Genomic DNA, 24,599 nt, shown 5'->3' on the forward strand with positions numbered 1-24,599 from the left:
CCTGCAAAGACACCCAAGGAGACCACCGTGAACCAAGGCACCCCCAAAATATCTTTCAAGCTACCCCGTATTAGCAATTGGCTGATACTGCTTGGTATCGCGTGTTTGTTGGTGTCAATTGGTTTGGGTTGGATAGTTAAATCAGTGTTGATTGTAGTAGCTTTTTTGCTGCTGACGCCTGTGGTCGCATTTTTCGCGCTTCAGTGGTGGCTGAAACGCAATTTAATTGAGGACAATTGTCCAGTTTGTCAATACGAATTTACAGCTTTAAATCAAACTCAGTTTCAGTGTGCCAACTGCGGCGAACCTCTGAAAATAGAGGAAGGTCATTTTAGTCGCTTGACACCGCCCGGTACGATCGATGTTACCGCAGTTGAAGTATCATCGGTTCAACAGTTGGAAGATTAACCGATTTTGGATTTTGGATTTTGGATTTTGGATTGAAGAATTGTTGACTGTTAACTGATAACTGTTACCAATTCCGAATTTCCGATGCCCGATACTTCGACTACGCTCAGTATAAGTGCCCAATTCGCAGTTCCGCATTCCCAAAAATTACTTTTCCAAGCGCACTGCATACCACTGCAAAAATTTTCCCGGCCCGACATCTAATTCACAATAAGTATCAATTAAATACTTAGCTTGAGCTTCCAAGCCAGATAGTTTCTGCACGTCCTGCGGCAAATCTTCATGTTCCTCCGCTAACACGGCTTTCAGCTTTTCTAACAGTTCCGCGGCAGTCAAAAACTGCTCTGACTGGTTTGTTTCTAAGACCACAAAGGTGTCTTCGTCATACAGTGACATAGTTTCAAAGGTTGAGGTTAATTATTTCTAAAGTTTCGTACCCTTAAGCGATCGAAAGTATAAACTCTTAATTACAATTTTCCAGCCCCAGCTCGATCGTGTTACAATTGAACAACATCAGAATTCCTACCGGATTACCGTTATTAACTTACTTGTTAACTGACTTGTTAACCGAGTTGTCAACATATCCGACACAGCATTTCTGAGGAGATTTGTCAAGTGCAAATTTGTCAAGTGTCAAATTGTCAAGAAATATTCGATCGGCTGTATCTAATTATAACTGGCACTATACATTCCCATGATCACATCATCCACTTCAACCCCTGCCGCGCGCAAGCCCTCTAAATCAGAAGGTCTGAAAGAACGCAGCAACTATTTACGAGAACCCGTTGCGACTGAACTGTTACAAGAAACTACCCACTTCACCGAAGAGGGGCTTCAGATTCTCAAATTTCACGGATCGTACCAGCAAGACAACCGCGACAATCGAGTTAAAGGACAAGAAAAAGATTATCAGTTCATGCTCCGCACCCGCAATCCCGGCGGGTTCACTCCGCCGCAATTATACCTAGCCTTAGACAAGCTATCTGAAGAATACGGCAACCACACGCTCCGCGTCACAACGCGCCAAGGTTTCCAACTTCACGGCGTGTTGAAAAAAAATCTTAAAGCAGTGTTTTCCTCAATTATTAAAAATATGGGGTCAACCTTGGGAGCTTGCGGCGACTTGAACCGCAACATCATGGCACCTCCAGCACCATACAAAAATCGCCCAGAATACCAGTATGCGCTGCAATACGCTAACAATGTCGCCGATTTGCTGACGCCGCAAACCGGTGCTTATTATGAACTTTGGTTGGACGGCGAAAAAGCTGTTTCGGCCGAGGAAGACCCCGCAGTGAAGGCGGCGAGACAGAAAAACGGCAACGGCACAATCTTTAGCGACGACAAAGAAGAACCGATTTACGGCAGCCATTATATGCCGCGCAAGTTCAAGTGCTCGGTTACCGTGCCGGGAGACAATTCAATTGACTTGTACTCTCAGGATTTGAGCTTGGTGGTAATTACCAATGAAGCTGGGGAATTGCAAGGTTTTGACGTGTTTGCTGGCGGCGGTTTGGGCCGCACTCACAACAAAGAAGAGACTTTTGCGCGGGTTGCGGATGAGATTTGCTATGTTGCCAAGGATGATGTTTACGATTTGGTCAAGGCAATTGTAGCAACCCAAAGAGATTACGGCGATCGCACAGACAGACGGCACGCGCGGCTCAAGTACCTGATTAACGACAAAGGTGTACAGTGGTTCCGCGAAAAAGTAACCGAATATTTTGGCAAGCCGCTAGAAGCCTTTAAACCGCTGCCTGAGTGGAAGTATTTTGATTTCTTGGGTTGGCACGAACAAGGAGACGGCAAGCTGTTTGTCGGCATTTCTGTGGATAATGGCCGGATTAAGGATGAAGGTTCATTTCAGCTAAAAACGGCTTTGCGGGAAATTGTGCAGAAGTACAACTTGCCGATACTGGCGACGCCGCACCAAAACGTGCTGATTTACGATGTTTCGCCGGATACCAAACAGGAAATTCAGGGAATACTTGATCGATGTGGCATTGAGCGAGAAACTGCGATCGACCCCTTAGTGCGCTATGGGATGGCGTGTCCAGCAATGCCGACTTGCGGGTTAGCGATTACCGAATCTGAGCGCGTGATGCCGAGCATTTTAGAGCGGATTCGGGCGCTTTTAACCAAAGTGGGCTTGGAAGACGAGCATTTGGTGGTGCGGATGACTGGTTGCCCAAATGGATGCGCCCGCCCTTATATGGCAGAATTGGGGTTTGTCGGGAGTTCGCCGGAATCCTACCAGATTTGGCTGGGCGGTTCTCCCGAGCAAACGCGGCTGGCAAAACCAATTGAGGAAAAGCTGCACGTCAATGATTTTGAAGCTTTTCTGGAGCCGATTTTTGTTTATTTCAAGCAAAAACGGCAACTGAGCGAGAGTTTTGGCAATTTTTGCGATCGCGTCGGGTTAGAATCTATCCGTCAATTTGTAACCAACTACCAATCTGCTGACTCGATGACAACTGAGATTAATGAATTAGAAGTTACGTCTAGTAACGACGATGCACATGAGACTGGCCCTGCTAGCGGTGGCAAAGTCCGCCGTCGAATTAGCGTCCGCGATGAAATCTACAACGAGCTCAAGGAAGAAGCAGCCCGTCAGGGCAAGCCAATCACGCAGCTAGCTACAGAGGCGATTTCCACTTATTTAAAGAAGATTAAGGAGGAAGCATAAGCCGATTTTCAATTTTCGATTTTTGCTCGCATCATATAAACCTCAAGCAAAAATAATATAAGGGCAGAGCATTTGCAGAAAAAACCTTGGATTTTTAACATAAATCTGGTTGTAAATGCTTTGCCTTTATTATTTCTGATCGGTTGAAACCCCGCCTGCCTACCTCCTCTCTTCCTCTGCGCTCTCTGCGTTCTCTGCGGTTAAATAAAAAAATATAATAGAAAAAGAGCAATCCAAAATCCAATGGCTCAATTACAAAGATTAGCAGTTACGGCCACTCAAATTTGCGATCGCCAAATCGACCTAACTAAAGAACAGCAGCATTATTTAAATCGAGTGCTACGTTTGCAAGCGGGCGATCGATTTATTGCAATGGACGGCCGAGGACATTGGTGGTTAGCAGTCCTAGAAGTACGGGAAACCGGGTTATTTGCCTCGATAGCAGAGGAGATTGCTGTGAACAGGGAGCTACCCGTGGAAGTTACTTTGATGGCGGCATTGCCCAAGGGAAACGGGTTTGACGAGGTTGTGAGGCAGGCGACGGAGTTGGGGGTGGCAAGTATTGTGCCGGTAACGAGCGATCGAACTTTGCTCAAACCAAGTGCTCAGAAAGTCGATCGGTGGAGAAGGATTGCTGCGGAGGCGGCGGAACAGTCGGAACGTCAAATTGTGCCGACAATTTTAGAGCCTATTGCGTTTGAATTTGCTGTGAAAGATTGCGGTCAAAAATATCGATATATTTGTGTTGCTCGCGGGGAAAATCGGCATTTGTGGGATTGTTTGATTGGTAGTTTCGATCCCCCCTTTGTAGGGGCGGTGCCCCCGTGCCCGCCCCCTGCAGGGGGAGAATTATCGATTGTGATTGCTGTTGGGCCGGAGGGTGGATGGACTGATGGTGAGGTGAAAAGGGCGATCGAATGTGATTTTGAGCCTGTTTCTTTGGGGAGTAGAATTCTCAGGGCGGTGACTGCACCGATTGTTGCTTTATCGTTGGTGGGCGCGGCTTTTGAGAAGTGCTAATATCAACAAATCGCCTCTACCTTGGCCTTCATCCGCGTTAATCTGCGTGAATCTGCGGTTAAAGAATCATAAAATACGATCGGTGCAAAAAGTCTCCACCAAAAACATGAGAATAATTCATGAAAAACCGATCGCCCATAATCATCACCATCATCACAGCAATTCTAGCGACCGCCAGTATACAATCTGTAACGGCTGAGCGATCGACAAATCAAGAGCAATTGCTAGCCAATGCTCAGCTATCTGACAGACAAACAAATCAGCTTAAGTCTCTCGGAGTTAAAGTTGCCATTCCTAGCTATGTTCCCGCCGGGTTTAAGGTGGCTAGCGTTCAAGTTAAACCTTGTCCTTCAGGAGTCCGCCGTTTTTGCCCTAACTACGCAATTATCTATCGAAACCCCAATAACTCTTGCTTTGCTATTGAATCCACCGGTGGCGGTATTGGTGATATGCCATCGACTGACTTAGAACGGGACTATCCCGTCAACAATTCAATATTGGGCAAAGGCGCAGTGTTAAAATATCGTAAAAATGATCGACTTTCTGGCCCTACTTTAATAGGAACTTGGATGGGAAAAGGCCCATTTTACAGATTTACTGGTGCGGGTTCTCGTCTTTTCTTAGATACCGCGCCTCCAGAGTTATCTAATTGTAAGGACATTAGCCCCCAAGAAGCTGTCCGGGTTTGGGAATCTCTGCGATACTTGCCATAAAACTCTCCAATAATCACAGCATAGTGTCTTCAGTCTTGGGCGATCGCACAAGCAAAGAATTATACATTAAGTGTTAATTCTTCAGTCTTGGGCGATCGCACAAGCAAAGGTACTTACAAATTAAGCATAAATTCCAACCAATTGTAACTTATATTTCTTTTCACATCCCCTTAACATCCATCTCTACACATCCGCGTTCATCCGCGTTCATCTGCGGTTAAAATCCCAATCTTAATTTTTCCCAACCGCCCAAAATCCCACACTAACATAACAGCGAAAGTTGTTAACCAGTGGCGGAACCAACCAAACATCAGCCAAGATAGAAACAACGCCATTTCCGCAATCGCCATGACAGACATCAACCAAATAGCAGCCGCCCTAGATGGTAAAGACTACAAACAAGCAGCCCAACTCATCAAACAACTGCAAAAAGAATCCCCCGAAAATCCGTGGGTGCAATACTATATCGCCCGCTACTACGAACTCACCAACAACCTCGAAAAAGCCCAAACAACCTACAAACAAATACTCCGCGACATCACCAACGCCAAAATCGTCTCCCAGACCCGCCAAGCTATTCAACGGATTGAAACCGCCCAACAAAACATCCGCCAACAAGCCATAGAAACCGCCAAAAACGACCCCAGCAACCTCGAACCCGGACTCCTCATCCTCGAACCAGTGAGTCCCGAAAACAAACCCGCCGCCATTCAAAATATCAGCAGAATCTTTAAAATCGACGCCTACACAACCCGGATGCAAATCCAAAGCCGCGGCTGGAGACTTTACAAAACTGGTTCCATCGCCGAACTCCGAATTTATGGTCAAGAACTTCTCAACGCCGGCATTCCCGTATTTTGGGCAACCCTAAGCGATATTCAAAAAATTCAAATCTTCCGAGTGCAACACTTCCAGTCTCTCTCTTCCCCAGCCGTTGTTTGCAAAGATAAATTCGATCGACTCGGTGCGATGGAATTTAACTGGTCAGAAGTTACCCAAAGAGTAGAAGGCTTGTTGCCGATGTTCATCGAAGTCATGGACTACTCCCCGAATCGCAGAAAGGAGCAATTTCGCCACAGAGAAATCAGGCAAGATTACGCTCAAATCTGTGACTTACACATTCCCAGCAGAAACTGCATTCTGCGAATTTGCGACCAAAGTTACCAATTTCAACAAGGAGTTGACTTCACCAAAGCTTCAGCCGAGCTCCCCACTTCACCGAACCCGAAAAACAAAACATCCAGAGTCAAAAACTCTCAACAGATTCCTCAAAGTACCACCCGAATTAACTGGAATAACTTACTGGAAATATTCGATCGCCAGCTTGACGTTACAGTTTGGTCAGAATTTACGCCCTTTGCCGAGACAGTGCTCGATTACACTAATATGTTGAGCAAGCTCGAATCTCATATAGAAGTCGAGCGCAAATCCGAAACTCCTTGGGACTCAGCTTTTCAGCTATACAGCGGATTAGCCTTCCTCCGAAACCAAGAAAATAGGGAATAGAACAAAGAGTTAAAATTAAAAATCAGGAATCCCATTTTTAATTTTTTAACGCCAGCATTGGGAATTATCCAATGCCCAATTCCCTATTATCAATTCCCAATTTCCTACTTCGTTTTCACCTGACGAGCCATTTCTCGGAAATTGTTCATGCTGGGGCCCGGGCTCCGACGAGTTCCAGTTGGTGTCGGCATTAAATTATTAGGAGCAAAAGTCCGATTCGGTTCAACTTGACTCGGCACTTTCCCGTTAGTTGCTGCCGCGGCAGGTACCTTCGCGGGTTCCGGAGTCTTAGCAGGAACGCTAGCGACTGGTTCGTTTTCTTTCTTCGACTTTTTCTCTACCTTAGCCTTCTTAGCCGGTTCTGATTTCTCAGACTTTTCAGATTTAACAGGCTCAACTTTTGCCGGTGTGATCGCAACAGGCTCAGCCTTCGCAGCCGCAACTTTTGCTGGTTCCTTCGCTCCCGATTCGCCCAAATCTAGGAAATATTCAGACTTTTTCAAGCCCAACAGTCTGCCGAAAAAGCCAAAAATACCGCCGAAGAAATTTTTGATAAAACCAAACATTAGACTTACTCCTTTTGTTCTTTTAGAGAAATTTGTACAAGCTTGTCAACAAAGTTAGATTACGAGCGTATGGCAACCTTTGTCTACATTTATTCATCAAAATTTACATCTTGCTAAATTTAAGCTACCTCATCAAAGAAAACTTTAGGTATAAATACCCGCACTGCTTTGCACTTATTTACAAAGTATCTCAGAATTTGTTAGCAATTTCCACTAATTGTCGATCGTACCTCGATCCGATTCCATAGCTGTCCTAGTAGGGGTCAAACTCTTTAGGGGAGTAATCTATGCTGTAATCAGCAAGCAATTTTCCCGCCAAATGAACAGTTCGCTCGATCGCAATCCCGTCATCCTCCTACACGGCATCTGGGACACAAAGCTTATTTTCAACACAATGTCCGCCCGCCTCACCCAACTCGGATGGTCAGTCCACAGCCTCAACCTCACCCCCAACGACGGCAGCATCGGGCTCGACTTACTGGCCAAGCAACTCGCAGACTACATCTCTGAAACCTTCGATCCAGAACAGCCTTTAGACATAGTAGGCTACAGCATGGGCGGCATCGTCAGTCGCTACTACGTCCAGCGACTCGGAGGAATCAACCGCGTACAGCGTTTCATCACCCTATCTTCCCCCCACCACGGCACCCTCACAGCCTATTCCCTACGCCTACCAGGATACCTGGATATGCGGCCCGATAGTGGCTTGCTGCGCGATTTAAATCAAGATGTGACCCTGCTCAAACGCATAAACTTTACATCAATGTGGACGCCATTTGACATAATGATTGTACCGTCGAACAGCTCCCAAATGCCAGTAGGTAAAGAAGTTAAAGTCAACGTTTTGCTGCACCGCCAAATGGTGACCGAACCCCTAAGTATTAACGCATTAGTTGAAGAACTCAAAGCACCTATTGAAAATAAAATTCCCACTTAAAAATGAATAGCAATTTTAGCCGGAACCCAGTCTTGCTAATTCACGGAATCTTCAGAAAATCGGGAATTTTTTACAAAATGTCTGCCTACCTCACCCAACTGGGATGGTCAGTCTACACTCTCAATCTCTCGCCCCATTGGGGCAACGCCAGCATAGACGAATTAGCCCAACAAATAGCAGATTATATAGACAAAAACTTTGCGCCAGAACAGCATTTAGATATAGTAGGATTGAGTATGGGCGGTTTAGCAACTCGCTACTACCTGCAAAGGTTAGGTGGTATTAACCGAGTGCAGCGCTTTATTGCCATATCTTCTCCTCACAGCGGTACTTGGATGGCTTACACTCTCTGGGGAAAAGGCTGCATCCAAATGCGTCCTGGCAGTGCTTTTTTGGAAGATTTAAATCGAGATGCTGCTTTGTTGGAAAAGCTCAATTTTACTTCGATTTGGACAGATTGGGATTTCATCATTGTACCTGCTTCTAGTTCCCAAATATCGGCTGCCAAAGAAGTAAAATTGTCTATTTTCGCCCATGCCATGATGGCGAGGCATTCCAGCAGTTTAAAAGCGGTCGCTGAAGCACTTTCAGAACCCTTGAAAGTTCATGATTAACCGTTTGATTCCTTGTTGTATAATGTTAAATTTTGTACGGGCGGGTTTCACCTACCATTTTTTCCTAAAACCAACAATCTCGTAAACCCGCCCGCACATGAGGCAAATCGCTACCGGACTAAATATCAAACAGCATCCCCAACTTCAGCGTATTCGCTGCGGCCAAAAATTGCTTCAGCTTCACAGTAATACTTGAACTCCAGTATATTGTGGAAAGGATCTTCTAAGAAGAAAGTACGGTGTTCTGTAGGCAAACCGACAAATCGCCGTCTCGGTTCTTGATAGAAATTTAACTTGTTTTGCTGGGCTTTTTCTAGCAATCCTTCCCAGTCAGCTTCGGAAGTAAAAATTAACCCAAAATGCCGGGGATAGATGCCTCGCTGAGGCGTCAAAGGTTCGTGGCTGACGTGGGCGACAATTTGATGCCCACACAAACCCATAATTGCAGAATTCGGCGATTCGCGACCTAGTTCGCAGCCGAGTCCGTCTACGTAGAACGCTTTGGTTTGACCAATATCGGTCACGGGGAAGGCAAGATGAAATAAGACTTGGTTCATGGAGATACTAAATGCAGAATTCTGAATTGTTCTTTAATTATTTATCTTGGTCTAATCCTTGGTTGGTGGCGATCGCCCTAAATACAGTTTTACTTGCGATCGGCACCATTGCGCCTAAAAAATTGCTCACTCCCGCTGGCCAATTTCACGGCTGGGTATTGGGCGTGCTCATCTGGGGCTGTTTGGGATGGCAAGGCTATGCTGTGGTGATGTTTTACTTTCTTGTCGGATCGGGAGTTACCAGCATCGGCAAAGCCCAAAAAGAAGCAGAAGGCATAGCCGAAAAGCGTTCAGGCGCCAGAGGCCCGGAAAATGTCTGGGGTTCTGCTTTAACCGCTACTCTTTGCGCTTTGGGAGTTTTGGCATTATCTATTTTAGGAGAGACAGGCAAGATGTCTGTGCCACAAGATGCTATTTCCCTGTTATTGCTAGGTTACGCGGCGAGTTTTTGCACCAAACTTTCCGATACCAGCGCCAGCGAAATCGGCAAAGCTTACGGGAAGCGGACTTTTTTGATTACCAGCTTGCAGCCTGTACCTAGGGGTACGGAAGGGGCCGTAAGTTTGGAAGGAACAATTGCGGGTATTATCGGCTCAATTTTGATTGCGCTTGTGAGTTGGGCCGTCGGTTTAATTGACTTGACAGGAATTGTTTTTTGTGTTATTGCAGCTTTTATTGCCACGAACATTGAGAGCGTGATTGGGGCGACGGTGCAATCAAAGTTTGAGTGGCTGACGAACGAGGTGGTAAATTTTTTCAATACACTCATAGGAGCGATCGCAGCGATCGTTTTAGCGGCGACCTGGAGAGCTTTTTTAGCTTAGTTAATTCCGGACACATTCGCGACACAATACACAGGTTTTTTACGATAACTCAAACCATTAAAGCCGTATTTTTGGAAAAAAAACCCGGTGGCGGCGTCCAGGGCTATTAGTTATTAATCATTAGTGATTAGTTTCAAGCAATCAACTCATGACTAATGATTAATAACTAATCAAACTAAGCGTCGTCTTGCGGCCCAAACACCATTTGTACAATCATCGTCGGTTCGCCCCGCTTGTGATAGCGATCGGCCCAATTGCGAATAATTTCATCTAATTCCTCAAGGGCTTGGTCGAGCCGTTCCGGCGGAATATCCAAAGTCTCCATAATTCGCATCACCTTCGGTTGTTTTTCCGCCCAATCCTTCATCAGTCGGAAATATCTAGCCGTATCCTCAACCATAGTAAATGTCCGCTCTTCCTGCTCTGCCGGAGAGTAAGTAGCGCGGCTGAGGGCATAAAACGGCATTCCCCAAGGAGAATCAATACGAGTAACTGTCCCAGAATAGATCAAGCGTCGCTTAATGTGTTCTGCTAGAGCTTCGCTCAAAGGCATTCGCCTTTCTGGAGACATATCTTCTTGCGATCGCCTGTGCAGAAACTCGATCAACTCCATAAACTGAAAAGAATTGATCAGTTGAGCATCAGGCGGATTCGGAGGAATCTTGCCTTCGAGATATTTTTTTTCATCTACAGTCAAATTGTTTCCCGGAATGCGAGGGCGTCCCGGCATCCAACCATACTGTTCCAGCCAGACATAAGGAAACTGAATCAAATACCTAGGTTCTTGCGAACCCAACATTTTCAGCAATTTTCCCTGAGTCAGAGCTTCCCGGACTTCTTCAACAATCACCTTCACCCGTTTAGGCTCAATGTGATGCAAGTGTCCGGTCATCCGCAGGTTGTTGTCCTGCTCCATATAAGTCATATAAATGGCACACTTAGCCGCCGTTGCGGCCGCGTCTAGAAACGCCCCGTGCCTGTGCCCACTGGTTCTCATGGCGCTAAACGCCAGATATAGCATGATCTGATCCATTGCACTAGGGCTGAGGCTTTTGACCAGATCCAAAGAGTCATTTTTCATCACTATCCCCGAAATAGCCAAATTAGGAGGCATTTTGTCATCCTCCATTAAATTATTGCGAGAGCGCCGAATCAAGCATAGCCGACTGTCGCCGGAAAGCTTGCCAGCTACCCTAATATTCAGGTTAGTTAATTTCCCTGAGGTAACAGGGGCATGAGCTTAAAGGCTATCCACACCGCATAAGTGGTTCTTATTGGTGGCCAATTTAAGTAGATTGCTGCACCCTCTGCGCTGACAGTTTACCTATATAAGTTAGTTATCGCACGTTAATTATAGTGCAGCCGTTGAAAATTAAACCCTACTTTGGGCGGGGAGAAGGTAAATAACTGTTGCGATCAGAGGAATTTGAGGCGGCTCCGAGCGCAACAGTTCTTAAATACTCCTGGACGGCGACACCAGGTTCGATCGACTAAAATACGGGGTTGATGCCCTGGGATATCGGTTGAAAAACCCGACCATCGGAGTTCTCCGGGTAATTCCTATTTCATTGAAACATTTCAATACAAAACCGCCACATAGGAGAGTATATCTTTAGGTAGATGGCAGCTCCAAGTTGATATGTGCTCATAGTAAGACAAAAAAAATCTCGTAATAACTGTCAACAAAAACTGCAGTTGCCTGACGAACCCGAAAAATTAGAGTCCCAGAAAATTAGTTTGCTCGATCGACACGGGCGGCCTCGAAACCAGCCTCGAAATGAGTCAGTTGCGGAACTAGGTTTCTGGCAATGCGATTAAAATTGTTGTAGTGGCTGAATGTCAGTGCGGGACTCCATAAAATCACGCCGTTGCCGAACTTTGCGGGGAGCGCGCTCTCCTCTTTGTTGAGTTTGCGCTGACAACATATATTGAGCGGTGGCAGTTTCTAGCTGTTCGACTGGGGATTCAAGGGATAGAGCGGCGGTACCACTCAAGCTAAGGCCCAACAGGCTCAATAAAGCAATTGCTGTGTAGTTTTTCATGGGTAGTATCCGTGTCAGTGTCTATTTAGAGATACGGACTTTTCCCTTGCTCATCAGGATTGATTTCCCAGAAATTGCCAGACTATTCAAAAAACATGATGCGAGAATTATTTAACTTTTCAAATTGTGTCACCCACAGTAAATTTTAGTGGTTTAACTTGACAGGGTGAAATGTATCTACAGCCTTGAAAATACAAAACCGCCAAATATCGAAAGAGTAAATCTCTCGATAGATGGCGGTTGAAGCTTGAGATGATCATTTTTTACACAGAATAAGTATTCTAATGACTGTCAACAAGAAGTGCAGTTGCCAGACGAACCTGACTTTCTTAGAATCCCAGAAAATCCGATCGACACTGGTGGCCGAAACCGACTCATTGGTGGAACTCCCTTTCGTCCCATGCCATTAAAATGCTGGTATGTGATGGGTGTAAAGATGAGGCTGACTGAACTGTCTGCGTCCGCTGCCTCTTTCAGGAGAACGATCGCCTTTTTCTTGTTGAGTTGGCGCCAAGACAATATAATCAGCGGTGGCAATTGCCAGCAGTTCGACTAGGCATTCAAAAGCACTCTGGGCGCTGGCACTCAAGGTAATGCCCAACAGGCTTAGTAAAGCAATTGCAGTGTAGGTGTGCATGGGTAGTATCCGTGTCAGTGTCTATTACCTGATACAGACTTGCCCCGATCGATCAGGATAGATATCTGTGCAATTTTCGGATCTCTGCAAAAAACCTTACCTCTTCAATTCTACTGATCCCGCCAGCAGCCAAGCACCTGCCGAATTCAGCCTGCCCCATACTGTCAGAGGCTTTTCGGTTTCGCAATTCTGTAAAAATCTGTCGGTTTCGGAGTCCAAAGTCACGAGTTGCCAAGTTTGACAGGCTAAAGATTCGGGGCTTGTCAGCGTTAGTGTCCAGTCTTGTTCGCCGAGGCGACGGAAAATGCCCGAAAATGGGCTGTGGGTATTTGCTGTTTGACTGCTTTGTTTCTCTACTGACTCCTGACATTCGCCGCTGGCGGGATATGCTTCAGGTCGATCGAGATAATAGCGTTGCCAGTCGAGCCAGTCCGATCGATCCCGTGTCAAATTAAATAAGGGAATAACTGCCGCACTCGCCTCGGTATCTTGCAGCAAAGCTTCCTGCAAAACTCTCACCGGCAACTCTCGCGGCTGACATCCAGATTCCGCGCACAAAGCCGCCGCCATCCCCGCAGCCTGTCCAATATTCATTACCGTCGGTTGCAAGCGAGTTGCACCGTTGGCGATGTGAGAGACGGAAATATTTTTTTCGCAGACTAGCAAACCGTCTGTACTCGCAGGAATTAGGGCGCTGTAAGGAATGGTAAACGGAGTTCCCGTCCAGCGGCCACCCCAGCGGATGGATTTTGGCTGCAAGGGAATGTCGCCACTGGGGTAGTGGTGGTCATTGGCATAGTTGCCGATCGCAATTGTTTCACAAATGCCCTCAGAATTTATCGGCAACTTCGCGACTCTTCCACCGACAATAGGCAAAATATCTTGTTCTCTGACGGTACTTATCCCTCGCAAGCGGCGACTTTCTCGGTAGTAAGGATGTAAGGCGAAAGCACCAAGAAGGGAAGAATTTTGTTGATTTTCGATCGTTGAAATGGGGAAAATATTCTCTGCTAAGCCGTAGCGGGGGCCGAGTTGCGTTTGAATGAAGCGGGCAAAACTTTGAGTATGCCACAGACTTTCTTGGAGGAATTCTTGTCGAGATGCTTCAGATGCAATTAGTCGATCGACCCCTTCACCATAATCATTACCTCGACTCGGCCAATTAATCATCAACAATCCCCCTGGCAGCCTGCCGTAATTGAGAAATTGTTCGGGAGTGTAACCGTCCCAAGCACCGATAAATCGATCGGGATTGTCAATAGGCGGCGCGGGAATTTCTGGCCGGGCTGCACCTTTACCAAAATCCTGCATAATTGCCACCCAAGTCGGAGCTTGTACCGAATAGCGCTCTGTGAGAGCATTAGAGGCAGCGGGCGCGCTGGGTTCTCCCCACTCGGCTTGGAATTCCCAACCCCAGCGGTGTCCAACATCCGCTAAAGCCAGCAAATCTCCCAATTCCGTGGCATCCAAAGTGATTTTGGCTGAAACCGTAAAATCTGCAAACTGAACGCCAGAAATGCGATTTCCTTCATACAGCACATCGTGAGCAGTTTGTCCAGAAATCCAGTGCAAGTTCGGCAAACATTTAACCCAATCAGCGAAAATTTCAGCACCGATGCGGGGATCGTAAGTAAAAAAACTTACCCAGCCCCAATCCAAACCTCCCGGCTGTCGCTGCTGGAGTTCCCGGAGAAACGCGCCCCACAAACCGGTTTGAAAAGCTGCTAATTCATTGCCATCGGGGGCCGAAACGCCAGCGGAAGTCAGCATTCCTCCCAGCCAGGGGAATTCGCTTACTAAAATAGTTTTGGCACCTCGGCGGGCTGCTTGGACGGCTGCTGCGGTGCCGCCGGTGCCGCCACCGACTACCAAAACATCTGCTTTTAAGACCGAAGACATGGGCAATACCATTTTAGATTTTAGATTAAGGTGATGAGTGCGCTACGGATAGATGTTCGGCGTTGGCGATCGCGAATTGAATTTTACTGTGTAAAGACTTGACAAATAATAAATCGGGAATTATACAACGAGCGCACACTTTTTTTACTAAATGACTGCATGAGCGATCGCAACTTTTGATTTCTCACTTTTGGCGCGCAAATATTGCCAATATGACACCGCGAATAACGATAATAGAAAAAAGGGAACAGCATCTATAAAGTTTTACGTCTTAATAATTTCCGAGTTAGTAATTAACGGCTGAAAATGGAAAAAGGTTTTATTTTGTGGTTCACCGGGCTGAGCGGTTCCGGTAAGACAACTATCAGCAAAGCTCTCGAACCCGAATTGAAGGCAAGAGGTTGCAAAGTTGAAATATTGGATGGAGATGTCGTTCGCACCAACTTGTCAAAAGGTTTGGGATTTAGCCAAGAAGACCGAGATACTAATATTCGGCGGATTGGATTTGTTGCTCACCTGCTGAGCCGCAATGGAGTAGCCGTAATGACCGCAGCTATTAGCCCCTACAGAGCAATTCGCGACGAAATTAGAGCAATGGAGCCAAATTTTGTTGAAGTATATATCACAGCGCCGTTAGAAGTTTGCGAAGGTCGCGATGTCAAGGGCCTATACGCTAAGGCCAGAGCCGGAGAAATTAAGGGTTTTACAGGAATTGACGATCCTTATCAAGAACCGCTCAATCCTGAGATTATTTGTTACACAGAGCGAGAAAGTGTCGAAGAGAGTGTTAAAAAAGTTCTCAGCAAGTTAGAAGAGTTGGGTTACATTTGATGTTGGCGGGCTTGGATGAGGATAGGGGCAAAAAGCGATGGTGGTGAAAAGTTATTCGCGCAAGGTGCAACTTGAGAAAAAATCTCACCCTTTTGTCCCCTTCGCGGGGAGGGAAAGGGAAGAATTTCTCCCCTTTGCTGCAAGGAGAGGGGCTCAGGGAGACATTTTCAGCAAAAGCTGCAAGCTAAGTTATTGGGCAAGCAATGCTGTCAAAAGTTTAATTGCCCAAAGTTTAACAGTGTCAGTGCTCGCGACGGTGGGTTCATCTCCTGCGGCGGCCCAGTTTATGCCTCCTCCTCCTCCTCCTGCTGATACTGGTTCTCCTGTACAAGTACCCGCAGCGCCGGGATTTCCGGGATTTCCGGCAAGTGCACCTTCAAGTGTACGATCGGAAGTTTACACTTTAGGCGCGGGCGATCGTATTCAAATGGACATCTTCAACGTCCCGGAATACAGCGGCCCCAATGGTCAACACCAAGTACAGGCCGACGGTTCCCTGAGTTTGCCGTTAATTGGCAGCGTTTCAGTGTACGGGATGACCTTAGAACAAGCTTCTAATGCTGTTAAAGACCGATACGGCAAATACCTCAAACGTCCTTGGATTACCCTGAAACTGCTGGCGCCACGTCCTTTGCAAATTGCGATCGCGGGCGAAATCAACCGCCCCGGAGCCTATACAATATCCTCAGCAGCAGGCCCCGGAGGCACAGCAGAGCAAATGGGAACTCAAATGCCAACAATATCGCGGGCTCTGCGAATGGCCGGCGGAATTACGCAGTCAGCAGACGTGCGGCAAATCAAAATCCGCCGCCCCCAGCGCAACGCACCGGAACAAATTATTAGTGTGGATTTGTGGGAATTATTGCAAAACGGCGATTTGCGGGCCGATATGACTTTGCGCGACGGCGATACTATATTTATTCCCACTGTAACTAGCCTCAACCGCCAAGAAGCACCGACTTTAGCCGTAGCTAACATTACCGGACAAAGCACTCAACCAATTAATATTGCTGTGGTGGGCGAAGTAACTCGCCCCGGTACTTATACTTTGGCAAAAGAGGCTCAAAGTAGGGTACAAGAGAATGAAATGGGTGCAAATTCTGGTTTGTTTGCTGCCAGCGAAACCAACGGCGGGGAAACTGTTTTGCAGCAAACTGTAACGAGGGCTATTAAAATGGCGGGCGGCATTACGCCGGTAGCTGATATCAGACAAATACAAGTTCGCCGCCTGACGCGGGCGGGTACAGAACAAATTATTAATGTGAATTTGTGGCAACTTTTGGAAGGGGGAGATGTATCCCAAGATTTAGCGCTACAACAGGGAGATACGGTAATCGTCCCCAAAGCCGAAAACCTTGATGAAACCCAAGACGAACAAGTTGCTAATTCTAATTTTTCACCGGATACGATTAGGGTGAACATTGTGGGAGAAGTCGTGAAACCCGGAGCGATTGCGGTGCTGCCCAACACCACTTTAAATCAAGCGCTGGTAGCAGCGGGAGGTTTTAATAAAGCGCGGGCCGAAATGGATTCGGTGAATTTAATTCGCCTCAATCCTAACGGCACTGTTTCGCAGCTAACTGTTAAGGTTGATTTTTCCGCAACTGCCAATGAAGAAACTAATCCCAAACTGCAAAATAATGATGTAATTATGGTAAGGCGATCGGGTCGCGCTACGTTCTCGGATAATGTAGGCGGGACTCTCGCTCCTCTCAGCCCGCTGTTAGGAATATTTCGGTTGTTCGATATTTTTCGGTGATTTGAATAGACAGGCATTAAAACCTCAGAAACCCGGTTTCTAGAAAAATTGCGGTTGGGTAATGAAATATCTAGAAATCAACCGGTTCCTGAAACTCTCCCACCAATACAGACGTTTAAACTAATAAGTTGTAGAAATCAAATGAAACCAGGGAAACAATCTCCAATAGCACTTTTTAATCATAAAAAAGCCGCTGATCTGCAAAAAATGTCTTCTGGGCTTTATGAAGAAGATCAGTTTTTAGGCAGAAACAAAACCGAGGCAGAAGAGTTAAGTTTTTGGGAAGTTTGCCGCAGTCGCTCCATGTTAGTCATCTGCGTAGCAGCAGCAGTGACTACCGGAGTTTTCGCCTGGACACTGAATCAAAAAAGCGAGTATGAAGGGCGCTTTCAATTATTAGTAGAACCAGCAGTTACGCAAAATACTTTAGCCAAAATATACTCCGGTGAGTTGAAACTGCAACCAGCAGCCCCGGCGACGCAAGAAAAGGGCGGTTTTGACTACGAATCCCAAATTCAAGTTTTGCAAAGTCCGCAAGTAATGTCGCCGATCATTAAAGAGTTGCAGGCTAAGTATCCCGAAATAAATTACAATTACCTTTTGAACCAAAAAGCAGATAATTTGCCGTTGTCTCAGGAAACCCGCCTGTCAATTAATCGCTTCAAAAATACCAAAATTATCGAAGTTAGATATCGGGATTATGACCCGAAAAAAATTCAGTTTGTTTTGGAAAAAGTTGCGCTAGGCTACCGCAACTACAGCGTGCAAGATACCACAACTCAAATTAGTCAGACTCTGGATTTTGTGAAATCGCAAATTCCCAACCAGCGAAAGCGCCAACAAGCTCTGCAAACAGAAATTCAAAAATTGCGGCAGCAGTACAATTTCATTGACCCGCAGATTCAAACCCAACAACTCGCGCAGCAAATCAGTGAACTTCAAACGCAAAGATTGGAAGCGCAAACGCAGCTCAATCAGCAGAGATTGCTCTATTCCAATCTGCAAAATCAGCTCGGACTGAACCAGCAGCAAGCGCTGATGGCCTCGGCTCTCAGTCAAGCTCCCCGCTATCAAGGGATGCTGACTCAATTGCAACAATTAGAAGGGCAAATTGCGATTAACTCGGCTACGTTTACAGACGAAACTCCGCAAATGCAATTGTTGCGAGAACAGCGCAAGAACCTGATTCCTTTGTTGAAGAAAGAAGCCCAACAGGTTCTGGGAACTGATTTGGCTAAGGTAAATTCGCAAGTGCTGACTTTTCAAGATCCGGTGCGGATTAAGTTAATCGAGCAGTTTATCGGTACTGCTAATTTAATTCAGGTGCTGGGTGTGCGGAATCAAGTTTTGGAACAAGCTGCTAAGCAGTTGAATCAATACTCTCAAAAATTCCCGGTGATTTTGCGGCGCTATTCCGATTTGCAGCGCGAGTTGGATTTAACTAACAATACGCTGAATGGTTTGGTGGCAAAACAGCAAGCTTTGCAGCTTGAATCTGTGGGCAAAAAAGAGGTGGCTTGGGAAGTTATTGCTAAGCCGGAAATTCCGCGTTACAAAAATGGCGAGTTGATGGCTGTTGCTCCGATTATGCCTTTGAATTTGGCTTTGGGGGGATTGGGTGGTTTGCTGTTCGGTATGCTGGCGGCGCAGTTGGCGGAACGGTTTAAAAATAAAACGGTGTTCCAAACTCCAGAGGATGTCAAACAGTCGATTCGCCTGCCTTTGTTGGGGGTAATTCCTGCTAGCGATAAAATTTTGAGACTTCCTCCTGCTGAGACAAGCGCGGTGGGTGTGGCAATTTCGCCGATGCCGACGGATGCTTTTCAAGAAGCTTTTCGATCGCTCAATGCGAATATTCGCTTACTAAACGTTGATACTCCGATTAATTCTTGCGTAATTACTTCTTGTCAAGTAGGTGACGGCAAGTCTACGGTAGCAGTAAATCTGGCGCGGGCGGCGGCTGCAATGGGGCAGCAAGTGCTGTTGGTGGATGGGGATTTGCGGCGTCCGCAGGTACACGAAATGCTGGGTTTACCGAATTGGCAAGGCTTGCACAATGTGATAGCTGATGATGTGGATGTGCAACAGGTGATTGTGCGATCGCCCCGCGATGAAAATTTGTTTGTCTTAACTTCCGGCCCGGTTCCTTTCGATCCCACAAAGGTGCTTTCTTCCCGAAAAATGCCGCATTTAATGGCAGCTTTGTCAAGTCACTTTGATTTAGTTATTTACGATACTCCACCGCTTTTGGGTTTGGCGGATGCGAATTTGTTGGCGGCTCACACTAACGGATTGATGCTGGTAGTGGGGCTGCATCAAACTGAGCGGGAGGCGCTGGTGTTGGCTTTTGAAGATTTAAAAATGGCGGGGATTCCGCTGTTGGGAATGGTGGCGAATAACGATAAAGGCAGCAGGTATTACTATCAGTCTTACGTGCAGGATTACGTCCAGGAACAGTCTGTTTGAGGGAGAGGAATTGCTAATTATCGTAGGGTGCGTCGCTGCGAGATTTTCGCTCTTTTTTGGGGATTTTTGATGGCGACGCACCTTATGCCTAATTCTTGCCAGGTGCGTCGCTGCGAGATTTTCGCTTTTTTTGAGGATTTTTGATGGCGACACACCCTACGGCTATACTGTTCTTGAGAATGCAAGGCGGGCGGGACAGCCGACAAGATATTTCATCCATCTTGCACCATTAATTGTGAATAAAGCTGTCAGGGGCGGGCGGGACGCCCCACAAGAACATTTAACTTTTATGGAACAGGCCGGAAAGCCTGTTCTTAAGATTTGTGCGTGATTTCAGAAAGACAAATTTTCTTAAGATTTGCGATCGAGACTCTGAACTATAATTAAAAGTAGAGAAATTTAAACAAATCGCGGCACTTGCAAATTAGCAAGACCTGACAACGTGGCTGGTAAATTCCTATTTTGTAATACTTTGATACAACTCCCGGCATAGCTTGAAAACTAGCAGGGAGTTTTGTGTTTTTCACACAGGAGATGAAACCATGGCTATTGCTACTATCAACCCGGCAACGGGAGAAACGCTAAAAACTTTCGAGCCGATCGCGGATGAGGTAATAAAAGCTAAGCTGGAATTAGCACAGCAAGCTTTTAAGAAATACCGCCAACTGCCGTTTGAGCAGCGAGCCCTGTGGATGCAGAAAGCTGCAGATATCCTGGAGCGCGATCGCGAAATTTACGCTGAAATGATGACCCTGGAAATGGGCAAAACGCTCAAATCTGCGATCGGCGAAGTGGAAAAATGCGCCTTAGTTTGTCGGTATTACGCCAAAAATGCCGCTCAATTTATGGCAGACGTACCGGCAACCACTGACGCTAGCAGCAGCTTTGTCCGCTACCAACCGCTGGGCCCTATTTTAGCCGTTATGCCGTGGAATTTCCCATTTTGGCAAGTTTTTCGGTTTGCGGCGCCGACACTGATGGCGGGCAATGTCGGCTTGCTCAAACACGCTTCCAACGTGCCTCAGTGCGCTTTGAAAATCGAAGAAATTTTTACGCTTGCTGGCTTTCCCGAAGGAGTTTTTCAAACTTTGTTAGTCGGCGCCGACAAAGTAGCCGATATCATTGCGGACGATCGTATCAAAGCAGCAACTCTCACCGGTAGCGAACCAGCGGGTGAAAGTTTGGCAGCAAATGCGGGCAAAAATTTGAAAAAAGTAGTGCTGGAATTGGGAGGAAGCGACCCCTTTATTGTGATGTCCAGCGCCGATGTAGCAGCAGCTTTATCAACTGCGGTGACATCCCGGATGCTCAATAACGGTCAATCTTGCATCGCAGCCAAACGCTTTATTTTAGCAGAAGAGATTGCCGACGAATTCCTCACAGGATTTGTCGAAAAATTCGAGCAATTAAAAGTAGGCGATCCGATGTTAGCCGAAACCGATATCGGCCCTTTAGCGACTCCCGCAATCCTCAAAGACTTGGACAATCAAGTGCAAACTTGCATCCAATCGGGAGCAAAACTTCTGACAGGCGGCCGCCCATTGTCAGAGAATGCCGGCAATTTCTACTTGCCAACTATTTTGGCACACATTCCGCCGCATGCCTCTGCCCGTCAAGAAGAATTTTTCGGACCCGTAGCTTTAGTATTCCGAGTTGCAGACATGGATGAGGCGATCGCCCTCGCAAACAGCACATCTTTTGGCTTGGGTGCGTCAGCTTGGACTACAGTAAACTCAGAGAGCGATCGCTTTATTTCCGAACTAGAGGCCGGCGCGGTATTCATCAACGGTTTAGTAAAATCCGACCCGAGATTGCCCTTCGGCGGCATCAAACGCTCCGGTTACGGACGCGAATTGAGCATCCAAGGAATGCACGAATTTGTTAACATAAAAACAGTGTGGGTGAAATAAGCTCCCACTCTATCAACCGATCGCACAAATCTACATAAGTCTGCGTTTATCTGCGTTTACCTGCGGTTAAAAATTCCCATTTAGTATTTTTGCGATCGGTTGAAAAAGAGAAAAAAAAACCATTAACCGAGGAGAAAAACGGAAATGAACACAGCTCAACTATTGGTAAAATGTTTAGAAAATGAAGGCGTCGAATACGTCTTCGGACTTCCAGGAGAAGAAAATTTAGAAGTTCTAGAAGCCCTGAGAAACTCTTCAATTAAATTTATTACTACTCGCCACGAACAAGGCGCCGCATTCATGGCAGACGTTTACGGTCGTCTCACCGGCAAAGCCGGCGTTTGCTTGTCCACCTTGGGCCCCGGCGCAACTAACTTAATGACAGGAGTTGCTGACGCCAACTTAGACGGCGCTCCTTTAATAGCAATTACCGGACAAGTCGGCACAGACAGGATGCACATAGAATCGCACCAATATTTAGATTTGGTTGCCATGTTTGCGCCAGTTACTAAGTGGAATGCTCAAATTGTTCGCCCCAGCACGACGGCAGAAATTGTCCGCAAAGCCTTTAAAGTAGCTCAAAGTGAAAAGCCGGGAGCAGTTCACATTGACTTACCTGAAAACATCGCAGCAATGCCTGCTGAAGGAAATCCGCTCACCAAAGACAACCGCGAAAAAACTTTTGGCGCTTACCAAAGCTTGAATAAAGCCGCTGTGGCAATTTCCAAGGCAAAAAGTCCTCTGCTTTTAGTAGGAAACGGCGCGATCCGCGCTAACGGCAGCGATGCTTTGACACAATTTGCTACTCGATTGAATATTCCTGTAGCTAATACTTTCATGGGCAAAGGTGTAATTCCTTACACTCATCCTTTGGCACTTTGGACGACGGGATTGCAAAAACGTGATTATATTAGTTGTGCTTTTGAAGAAACGGATTTAGTGATTGCTGTTGGCTACGATTTGATTGAATATTCCCCGAAGAAGTGGAATCCAGAAGGAAAAATTCCGATTATTCACATTGGATCTTTGCCAGCAGAAATTGACAGCAGTTATATTCCTCTTATAGAAGTTGTGGGGGATATTTCTGATTCCCTCAATGAAATTTTGCAGCGTGCCGATCGCATGGAGAAAGTAGACCCTTTTGCTAAGCAATTGCGGGCGGATATTCGCGCTGGGTACGAACAATATGCAGCCGACGACGGTTTCCCGATCAAGCCACAAAAACTCATTTACGATTTGCGGCAAGTCCTGGGCCCGGAAGATATTCTTATATCTGATGTGGGAGCTCACAAAATGTGGATCGCGCGGCACTATCATTGCGATCGCCCGAATACCTGTTTGATTTCCAACGGATTTGCGGCGATGGGAATTGCGATTCCGGGTGCGGTGGCTGCAAAACTCGTTTATCCCGATCGCAAAGTAATAGCAGCCACCGGCGACGGCGGTTTTATGATGAATTGCCAAGAGTTAGAAACTGCTTTGCGCGTCGGTACTAATTTTGTGACGCTGATCTTTAATGACGGCGGTTACGGGTTAATTGAATGGAAGCAGCAAGATTATTTTGGTCATTCCGATTTCGTCAAATTTGGCAATCCCGATTTTGTGAAATTTGCCGAAAGTATGGGTTTAAAAGGCTATCGAGTGGAAGCTGCAACCGATTTAATTCCCATCCTCAAAGAAGCCCTGGCTCAAGATGTCCCTTGCGTGATTGATTGTCCGGTAGACTATCGGGAAAATGCGCGTTTCAGTCAATTATCTGGGGATATGAGTTGCAATTTGTAAGAGTAGCTAGATCCCCGACTTCTTTAAGAAGTCGGGGATCTAATAATGGACATTCTTTGAGATAGAGTTTTGTAGCTTGTTTAATATTGGCGATCGCTTCTTCTATGGTTTCGCCTTGGTCAATTGTACCGACTTCTGGACATTCGGGAATGTACTTCTGCCAATTATTTTACCCAAGTATGAGAAGCATAAATCACTTCCTCTTCCTTCTGGCGATCGGTTGCAATTTGCTTCTCAATCTCTCCGTAGAGTTTTGTTTCCACTTGTCGGAGTTGTGATATCAAATCTGGTAGCATCGGAATTAATATTACCCACTGCTTTCGAGACGGCGCCGTGCCTAATCGAGTCAACAGTTAACACTCAACCATTCAGTTATTCGACCCGCCCGTCAACAGTCAACAGTTAACAGTCAACAATCATTCCGGTGGCACCGGAATTGATATCAAATCTAATCACTTCAAACCCAATAATAAGGCGATTCCGCCGATCGCACCAACTACCCCCAAAACAGCCCGAATGCTCACTTTTTCGCCCGCCAGCACGGCTAAAGGCAGTATAAACAGGGGACTGGTAGAACTGAGTGTTTGAGCGATTGCTGCGGGTGCATATTTCAGTGAAGTCTGTTGCAGGGAAATCCCGAGATAGGTTCCTAAAAAAGCTGCCAGAATTATTGCAGCTAATATTTTTGAGGATTTTAATTGTTTGAAACTGTCAAGGTTTGTTGGCTTAAAAAAGCATAGCATGACTGCCATACCACCGCTCAAACGCAAGGCCGCCGTCCACAGGGGATCTATATCTATTTGAGTGAAGGCGGCGCGGGATAAAATAGCTCCAACGGCGTGGGTTGTTTGTCCTAATAAACTAATACCTAATCCCTGCCAAAGATGTTTTGATGATAAAGTTGTTTCGGCTGTTCGTTCTGCAATTACCCACGCTACGCCGCAGATTGTTAAAAGAATGCCAGTACAAGCAATGGGCGATAACTTTTCTTGCAAAAATATTAAGCCCAATAAAGCTGTTAAAGGGGGAGAAAGGGTTTCTAAAAGCAGCGTTCGCCTCGCGCCTAAATATTTTAATACGATAAAGAAAGCGGTGTCTCCGATGCCAATTCCTAGCCCGCCACTAATCAGCAGCATGGCTAAAATATTAGGGTTGATTGCTGGTAAGGGTTTACCTAAAATTATTACAGTGGCAAGGAGCATGAAAAGGGCGATCGCACCTTTGAGCAAGTTTAGCACGACTGCGGGGATTTGCTGTCCCACTCGCTGCCAGATGGTGGAAGATAGAGCCCAGACAAATGCAGCGCTTAAAGCGGCGATTTCACCCATAAAATTTATTGACTGTTGACTGTTGTCATTAGTTACCAATTTGCAATTCCCGATGCCCGATTCCCCATGCCATATAAATTAGGGTTCCCGGTGGCCTACCTGGAACCCTAGATT

Annotated in this window: 23 protein-coding genes; 13 read left to right on the forward strand and 10 right to left on the reverse strand. The window is 46.3% G+C overall.

The features are described 5' to 3' along the window. Window positions 1–27: 27 nt before the first annotated feature. A complete protein-coding gene (locus QUA70_RS00795; RefSeq protein WP_190663653.1) occupies window positions 28–408 on the forward strand; it encodes a hypothetical protein in 381 nt (126 codons plus the stop codon). Between the two features lie 147 nt (window positions 409–555). Here the strand turns inward: QUA70_RS00795 and QUA70_RS00800 are convergent, their stop codons facing one another. Beyond that, complete coding sequence (locus tag QUA70_RS00800; protein WP_333344585.1) at window positions 556–804, reverse strand: chlororespiratory reduction protein 7; 249 nt, start codon at window positions 802–804, stop codon at window positions 556–558. A gap of 298 nt (window positions 805–1,102) precedes the next feature. Here QUA70_RS00800 and sir point away from each other — a divergent pair, with 298 nt between their 5' ends. From sir to QUA70_RS00815, 3 genes are all read left to right on the forward strand, one after another. Beyond that, window positions 1,103–3,094, forward strand: a complete 1,992-nt coding sequence (gene sir, locus QUA70_RS00805) for a sulfite reductase, ferredoxin dependent (protein WP_333344583.1) — start codon at window positions 1,103–1,105, stop codon at window positions 3,092–3,094. Window positions 3,095–3,337: 243 nt separating this feature from the next. After that, on the forward strand, window positions 3,338–4,114 hold the full coding sequence (locus QUA70_RS00810) for a 16S rRNA (uracil(1498)-N(3))-methyltransferase (RefSeq protein WP_333344581.1): 777 nt from the start codon (window positions 3,338–3,340) through the stop codon (window positions 4,112–4,114). Window positions 4,115–4,233: 119 nt separating this feature from the next. Further along, window positions 4,234–4,827, forward strand: a complete 594-nt coding sequence (locus QUA70_RS00815) for a hypothetical protein (protein ID WP_333344579.1) — start codon at window positions 4,234–4,236, stop codon at window positions 4,825–4,827. A gap of 197 nt (window positions 4,828–5,024) precedes the next feature. On the opposite strand, the gene QUA70_RS00820 is transcribed toward QUA70_RS00815, so the two are convergent. Beyond that, a complete protein-coding gene (locus tag QUA70_RS00820; RefSeq protein WP_333325274.1) occupies window positions 5,025–5,177 on the reverse strand; it encodes a hypothetical protein in 153 nt (50 codons plus the stop codon). Between QUA70_RS00820 and QUA70_RS00825 the strand changes: the two genes are divergently transcribed. After that, the gene (locus QUA70_RS00825; protein ID WP_333344575.1) at window positions 5,176–6,333 is read left to right on the forward strand and encodes a tetratricopeptide repeat protein; all 1,158 of its coding nucleotides are present in this window, start codon (window positions 5,176–5,178) and stop codon (window positions 6,331–6,333) included. The two genes, QUA70_RS00820 and QUA70_RS00825, sit on opposite strands and share 2 nt — an antisense overlap. A gap of 104 nt (window positions 6,334–6,437) precedes the next feature. Here QUA70_RS00825 and QUA70_RS00830 read toward each other — a convergent pair whose 3' ends face one another. Next, entirely contained in the window at window positions 6,438–6,899 is a 462-nt protein-coding gene (locus QUA70_RS00830; protein ID WP_333344574.1) for a hypothetical protein, read from the reverse strand. A 319-nt stretch (window positions 6,900–7,218) separates the two neighbouring features. On the opposite strand from QUA70_RS00830, the gene QUA70_RS00835 reads away from it, so the two are divergent. After that, the gene (locus tag QUA70_RS00835) at window positions 7,219–7,836 is read left to right on the forward strand and encodes a triacylglycerol lipase (RefSeq protein WP_333325266.1); all 618 of its coding nucleotides are present in this window, start codon (window positions 7,219–7,221) and stop codon (window positions 7,834–7,836) included. Between the two features lie 2 nt (window positions 7,837–7,838). Next, window positions 7,839–8,450, forward strand: a complete 612-nt coding sequence (locus QUA70_RS00840; RefSeq protein ID WP_333325264.1) for an alpha/beta fold hydrolase — start codon at window positions 7,839–7,841, stop codon at window positions 8,448–8,450. Between the two features lie 125 nt (window positions 8,451–8,575). Here the strand turns inward: QUA70_RS00840 and QUA70_RS00845 are convergent, their stop codons facing one another. Further along, window positions 8,576–9,007: a VOC family protein gene (locus QUA70_RS00845; RefSeq protein WP_333325262.1), complete on the reverse strand. Its 432-nt coding sequence runs from the start codon at window positions 9,005–9,007 to the stop codon at window positions 8,576–8,578. Between the two features lie 11 nt (window positions 9,008–9,018). Here QUA70_RS00845 and QUA70_RS00850 point away from each other — a divergent pair, with 11 nt between their 5' ends. Continuing rightward, window positions 9,019–9,831 (forward strand): TIGR00297 family protein, encoded by an 813-nt coding sequence (locus tag QUA70_RS00850; protein ID WP_333325259.1) that lies wholly within the window; start codon window positions 9,019–9,021, stop codon window positions 9,829–9,831. Window positions 9,832–10,006: 175 nt separating this feature from the next. Here the strand turns inward: QUA70_RS00850 and hetR are convergent, their stop codons facing one another. The 4 genes from hetR to QUA70_RS00870 form a co-directional block, all read right to left on the reverse strand. Then, window positions 10,007–10,912 carry a heterocyst differentiation master regulator HetR gene (hetR, locus tag QUA70_RS00855; RefSeq protein WP_333325578.1) on the reverse strand — a complete coding sequence of 302 codons (906 nt, stop codon included), beginning with the start codon at window positions 10,910–10,912 and terminating at the stop codon, window positions 10,007–10,009. 733 nt (window positions 10,913–11,645) lie between these two features. After that, window positions 11,646–11,873 (reverse strand): hypothetical protein, encoded by a 228-nt coding sequence (locus QUA70_RS00860; protein WP_333344572.1) that lies wholly within the window; start codon window positions 11,871–11,873, stop codon window positions 11,646–11,648. A gap of 406 nt (window positions 11,874–12,279) precedes the next feature. Further along, window positions 12,280–12,510, reverse strand: a complete 231-nt coding sequence (patX, locus tag QUA70_RS00865; RefSeq protein WP_333325254.1) for a heterocyst-inhibiting protein PatX — start codon at window positions 12,508–12,510, stop codon at window positions 12,280–12,282. Window positions 12,511–12,606: 96 nt separating this feature from the next. After that, on the reverse strand, window positions 12,607–14,409 hold the full coding sequence (locus tag QUA70_RS00870; RefSeq protein WP_333344570.1) for an FAD-dependent oxidoreductase: 1,803 nt from the start codon (window positions 14,407–14,409) through the stop codon (window positions 12,607–12,609). A gap of 306 nt (window positions 14,410–14,715) precedes the next feature. On the opposite strand from QUA70_RS00870, the gene cysC reads away from it, so the two are divergent. The 5 genes from cysC to QUA70_RS00895 all read left to right on the forward strand — a co-directional run bounded on the left by cysC (window position 14,716) and on the right by QUA70_RS00895 (window position 23,157). Continuing rightward, complete coding sequence (gene cysC, locus QUA70_RS00875; protein ID WP_333325249.1) at window positions 14,716–15,240, forward strand: adenylyl-sulfate kinase; 525 nt, start codon at window positions 14,716–14,718, stop codon at window positions 15,238–15,240. 37 nt (window positions 15,241–15,277) lie between these two features. After that, window positions 15,278–16,999 (forward strand): SLBB domain-containing protein, encoded by a 1,722-nt coding sequence (locus tag QUA70_RS00880; RefSeq protein WP_333344568.1) that lies wholly within the window; start codon window positions 15,278–15,280, stop codon window positions 16,997–16,999. A 141-nt stretch (window positions 17,000–17,140) separates the two neighbouring features. Beyond that, complete coding sequence (locus tag QUA70_RS00885; protein WP_333344566.1) at window positions 17,141–19,465, forward strand: polysaccharide biosynthesis tyrosine autokinase; 2,325 nt, start codon at window positions 17,141–17,143, stop codon at window positions 19,463–19,465. Window positions 19,466–20,007: 542 nt separating this feature from the next. Continuing rightward, the gene (locus tag QUA70_RS00890; RefSeq protein ID WP_333344564.1) at window positions 20,008–21,375 is read left to right on the forward strand and encodes an NAD-dependent succinate-semialdehyde dehydrogenase; all 1,368 of its coding nucleotides are present in this window, start codon (window positions 20,008–20,010) and stop codon (window positions 21,373–21,375) included. A 144-nt stretch (window positions 21,376–21,519) separates the two neighbouring features. Continuing rightward, window positions 21,520–23,157: an acetolactate synthase large subunit gene (locus QUA70_RS00895; protein WP_333325239.1), complete on the forward strand. Its 1,638-nt coding sequence runs from the start codon at window positions 21,520–21,522 to the stop codon at window positions 23,155–23,157. A 164-nt stretch (window positions 23,158–23,321) separates the two neighbouring features. Here QUA70_RS00895 and QUA70_RS00900 read toward each other — a convergent pair whose 3' ends face one another. After that, window positions 23,322–23,507, reverse strand: a complete 186-nt coding sequence (locus tag QUA70_RS00900; protein WP_333344562.1) for a hypothetical protein — start codon at window positions 23,505–23,507, stop codon at window positions 23,322–23,324. Window positions 23,508–23,609: 102 nt separating this feature from the next. After that, the gene (locus QUA70_RS00905) at window positions 23,610–24,485 is read right to left on the reverse strand and encodes a DMT family transporter (RefSeq protein WP_333344560.1); all 876 of its coding nucleotides are present in this window, start codon (window positions 24,483–24,485) and stop codon (window positions 23,610–23,612) included. Window positions 24,486–24,599 lie beyond the last annotated feature (114 nt).

Origin of the sequence: Microcoleus sp. LAD1_D5 (genome assembly GCF_036702115.1) — a bacterium.
GTDB lineage: Bacteria > Cyanobacteriota > Cyanobacteriia > Cyanobacteriales > Microcoleaceae > Microcoleus.

What these genes read in the sequence shown, in the direction of transcription:
- QUA70_RS00845 (WP_333325262.1), bottom strand. Translation starts at nt 9,007, where the DNA reads ATGAACCAAGTCTTATTTCATCTTGCCTTCCCCGTGACCGATATTGGT.
- cysC (WP_333325249.1), top strand. Translation starts at nt 14,716, where the DNA reads ATGGAAAAAGGTTTTATTTTGTGGTTCACCGGGCTGAGCGGTTCCGGT.
- QUA70_RS00880 (WP_333344568.1), top strand. Translation starts at nt 15,278, where the DNA reads ATGGTGGTGAAAAGTTATTCGCGCAAGGTGCAACTTGAGAAAAAATCT.
- QUA70_RS00815 (WP_333344579.1), top strand. Translation starts at nt 4,234, where the DNA reads ATGAAAAACCGATCGCCCATAATCATCACCATCATCACAGCAATTCTA.
- QUA70_RS00850 (WP_333325259.1), top strand. Translation starts at nt 9,019, where the DNA reads ATGCAGAATTCTGAATTGTTCTTTAATTATTTATCTTGGTCTAATCCT.
- patX (WP_333325254.1), bottom strand. Translation starts at nt 12,510, where the DNA reads ATGCACACCTACACTGCAATTGCTTTACTAAGCCTGTTGGGCATTACC.
- hetR (WP_333325578.1), bottom strand. Translation starts at nt 10,912, where the DNA reads ATGAAAAATGACTCTTTGGATCTGGTCAAAAGCCTCAGCCCTAGTGCA.
- QUA70_RS00870 (WP_333344570.1), bottom strand. Translation starts at nt 14,409, where the DNA reads ATGTCTTCGGTCTTAAAAGCAGATGTTTTGGTAGTCGGTGGCGGCACC.
- QUA70_RS00840 (WP_333325264.1), top strand. Translation starts at nt 7,839, where the DNA reads ATGAATAGCAATTTTAGCCGGAACCCAGTCTTGCTAATTCACGGAATC.
- QUA70_RS00820 (WP_333325274.1), bottom strand. Translation starts at nt 5,177, where the DNA reads ATGGCGATTGCGGAAATGGCGTTGTTTCTATCTTGGCTGATGTTTGGT.
- QUA70_RS00860 (WP_333344572.1), bottom strand. Translation starts at nt 11,873, where the DNA reads ATGAAAAACTACACAGCAATTGCTTTATTGAGCCTGTTGGGCCTTAGC.
- sir (WP_333344583.1), top strand. Translation starts at nt 1,103, where the DNA reads ATGATCACATCATCCACTTCAACCCCTGCCGCGCGCAAGCCCTCTAAA.
- QUA70_RS00835 (WP_333325266.1), top strand. Translation starts at nt 7,219, where the DNA reads ATGAACAGTTCGCTCGATCGCAATCCCGTCATCCTCCTACACGGCATC.
- QUA70_RS00885 (WP_333344566.1), top strand. Translation starts at nt 17,141, where the DNA reads ATGAAACCAGGGAAACAATCTCCAATAGCACTTTTTAATCATAAAAAA.
- QUA70_RS00895 (WP_333325239.1), top strand. Translation starts at nt 21,520, where the DNA reads ATGAACACAGCTCAACTATTGGTAAAATGTTTAGAAAATGAAGGCGTC.
- QUA70_RS00810 (WP_333344581.1), top strand. Translation starts at nt 3,338, where the DNA reads ATGGCTCAATTACAAAGATTAGCAGTTACGGCCACTCAAATTTGCGAT.
- QUA70_RS00825 (WP_333344575.1), top strand. Translation starts at nt 5,176, where the DNA reads ATGACAGACATCAACCAAATAGCAGCCGCCCTAGATGGTAAAGACTAC.
- QUA70_RS00905 (WP_333344560.1), bottom strand. Translation starts at nt 24,485, where the DNA reads ATGGGTGAAATCGCCGCTTTAAGCGCTGCATTTGTCTGGGCTCTATCT.
- QUA70_RS00800 (WP_333344585.1), bottom strand. Translation starts at nt 804, where the DNA reads ATGTCACTGTATGACGAAGACACCTTTGTGGTCTTAGAAACAAACCAG.
- QUA70_RS00830 (WP_333344574.1), bottom strand. Translation starts at nt 6,899, where the DNA reads ATGTTTGGTTTTATCAAAAATTTCTTCGGCGGTATTTTTGGCTTTTTC.
- QUA70_RS00890 (WP_333344564.1), top strand. Translation starts at nt 20,008, where the DNA reads ATGGCTATTGCTACTATCAACCCGGCAACGGGAGAAACGCTAAAAACT.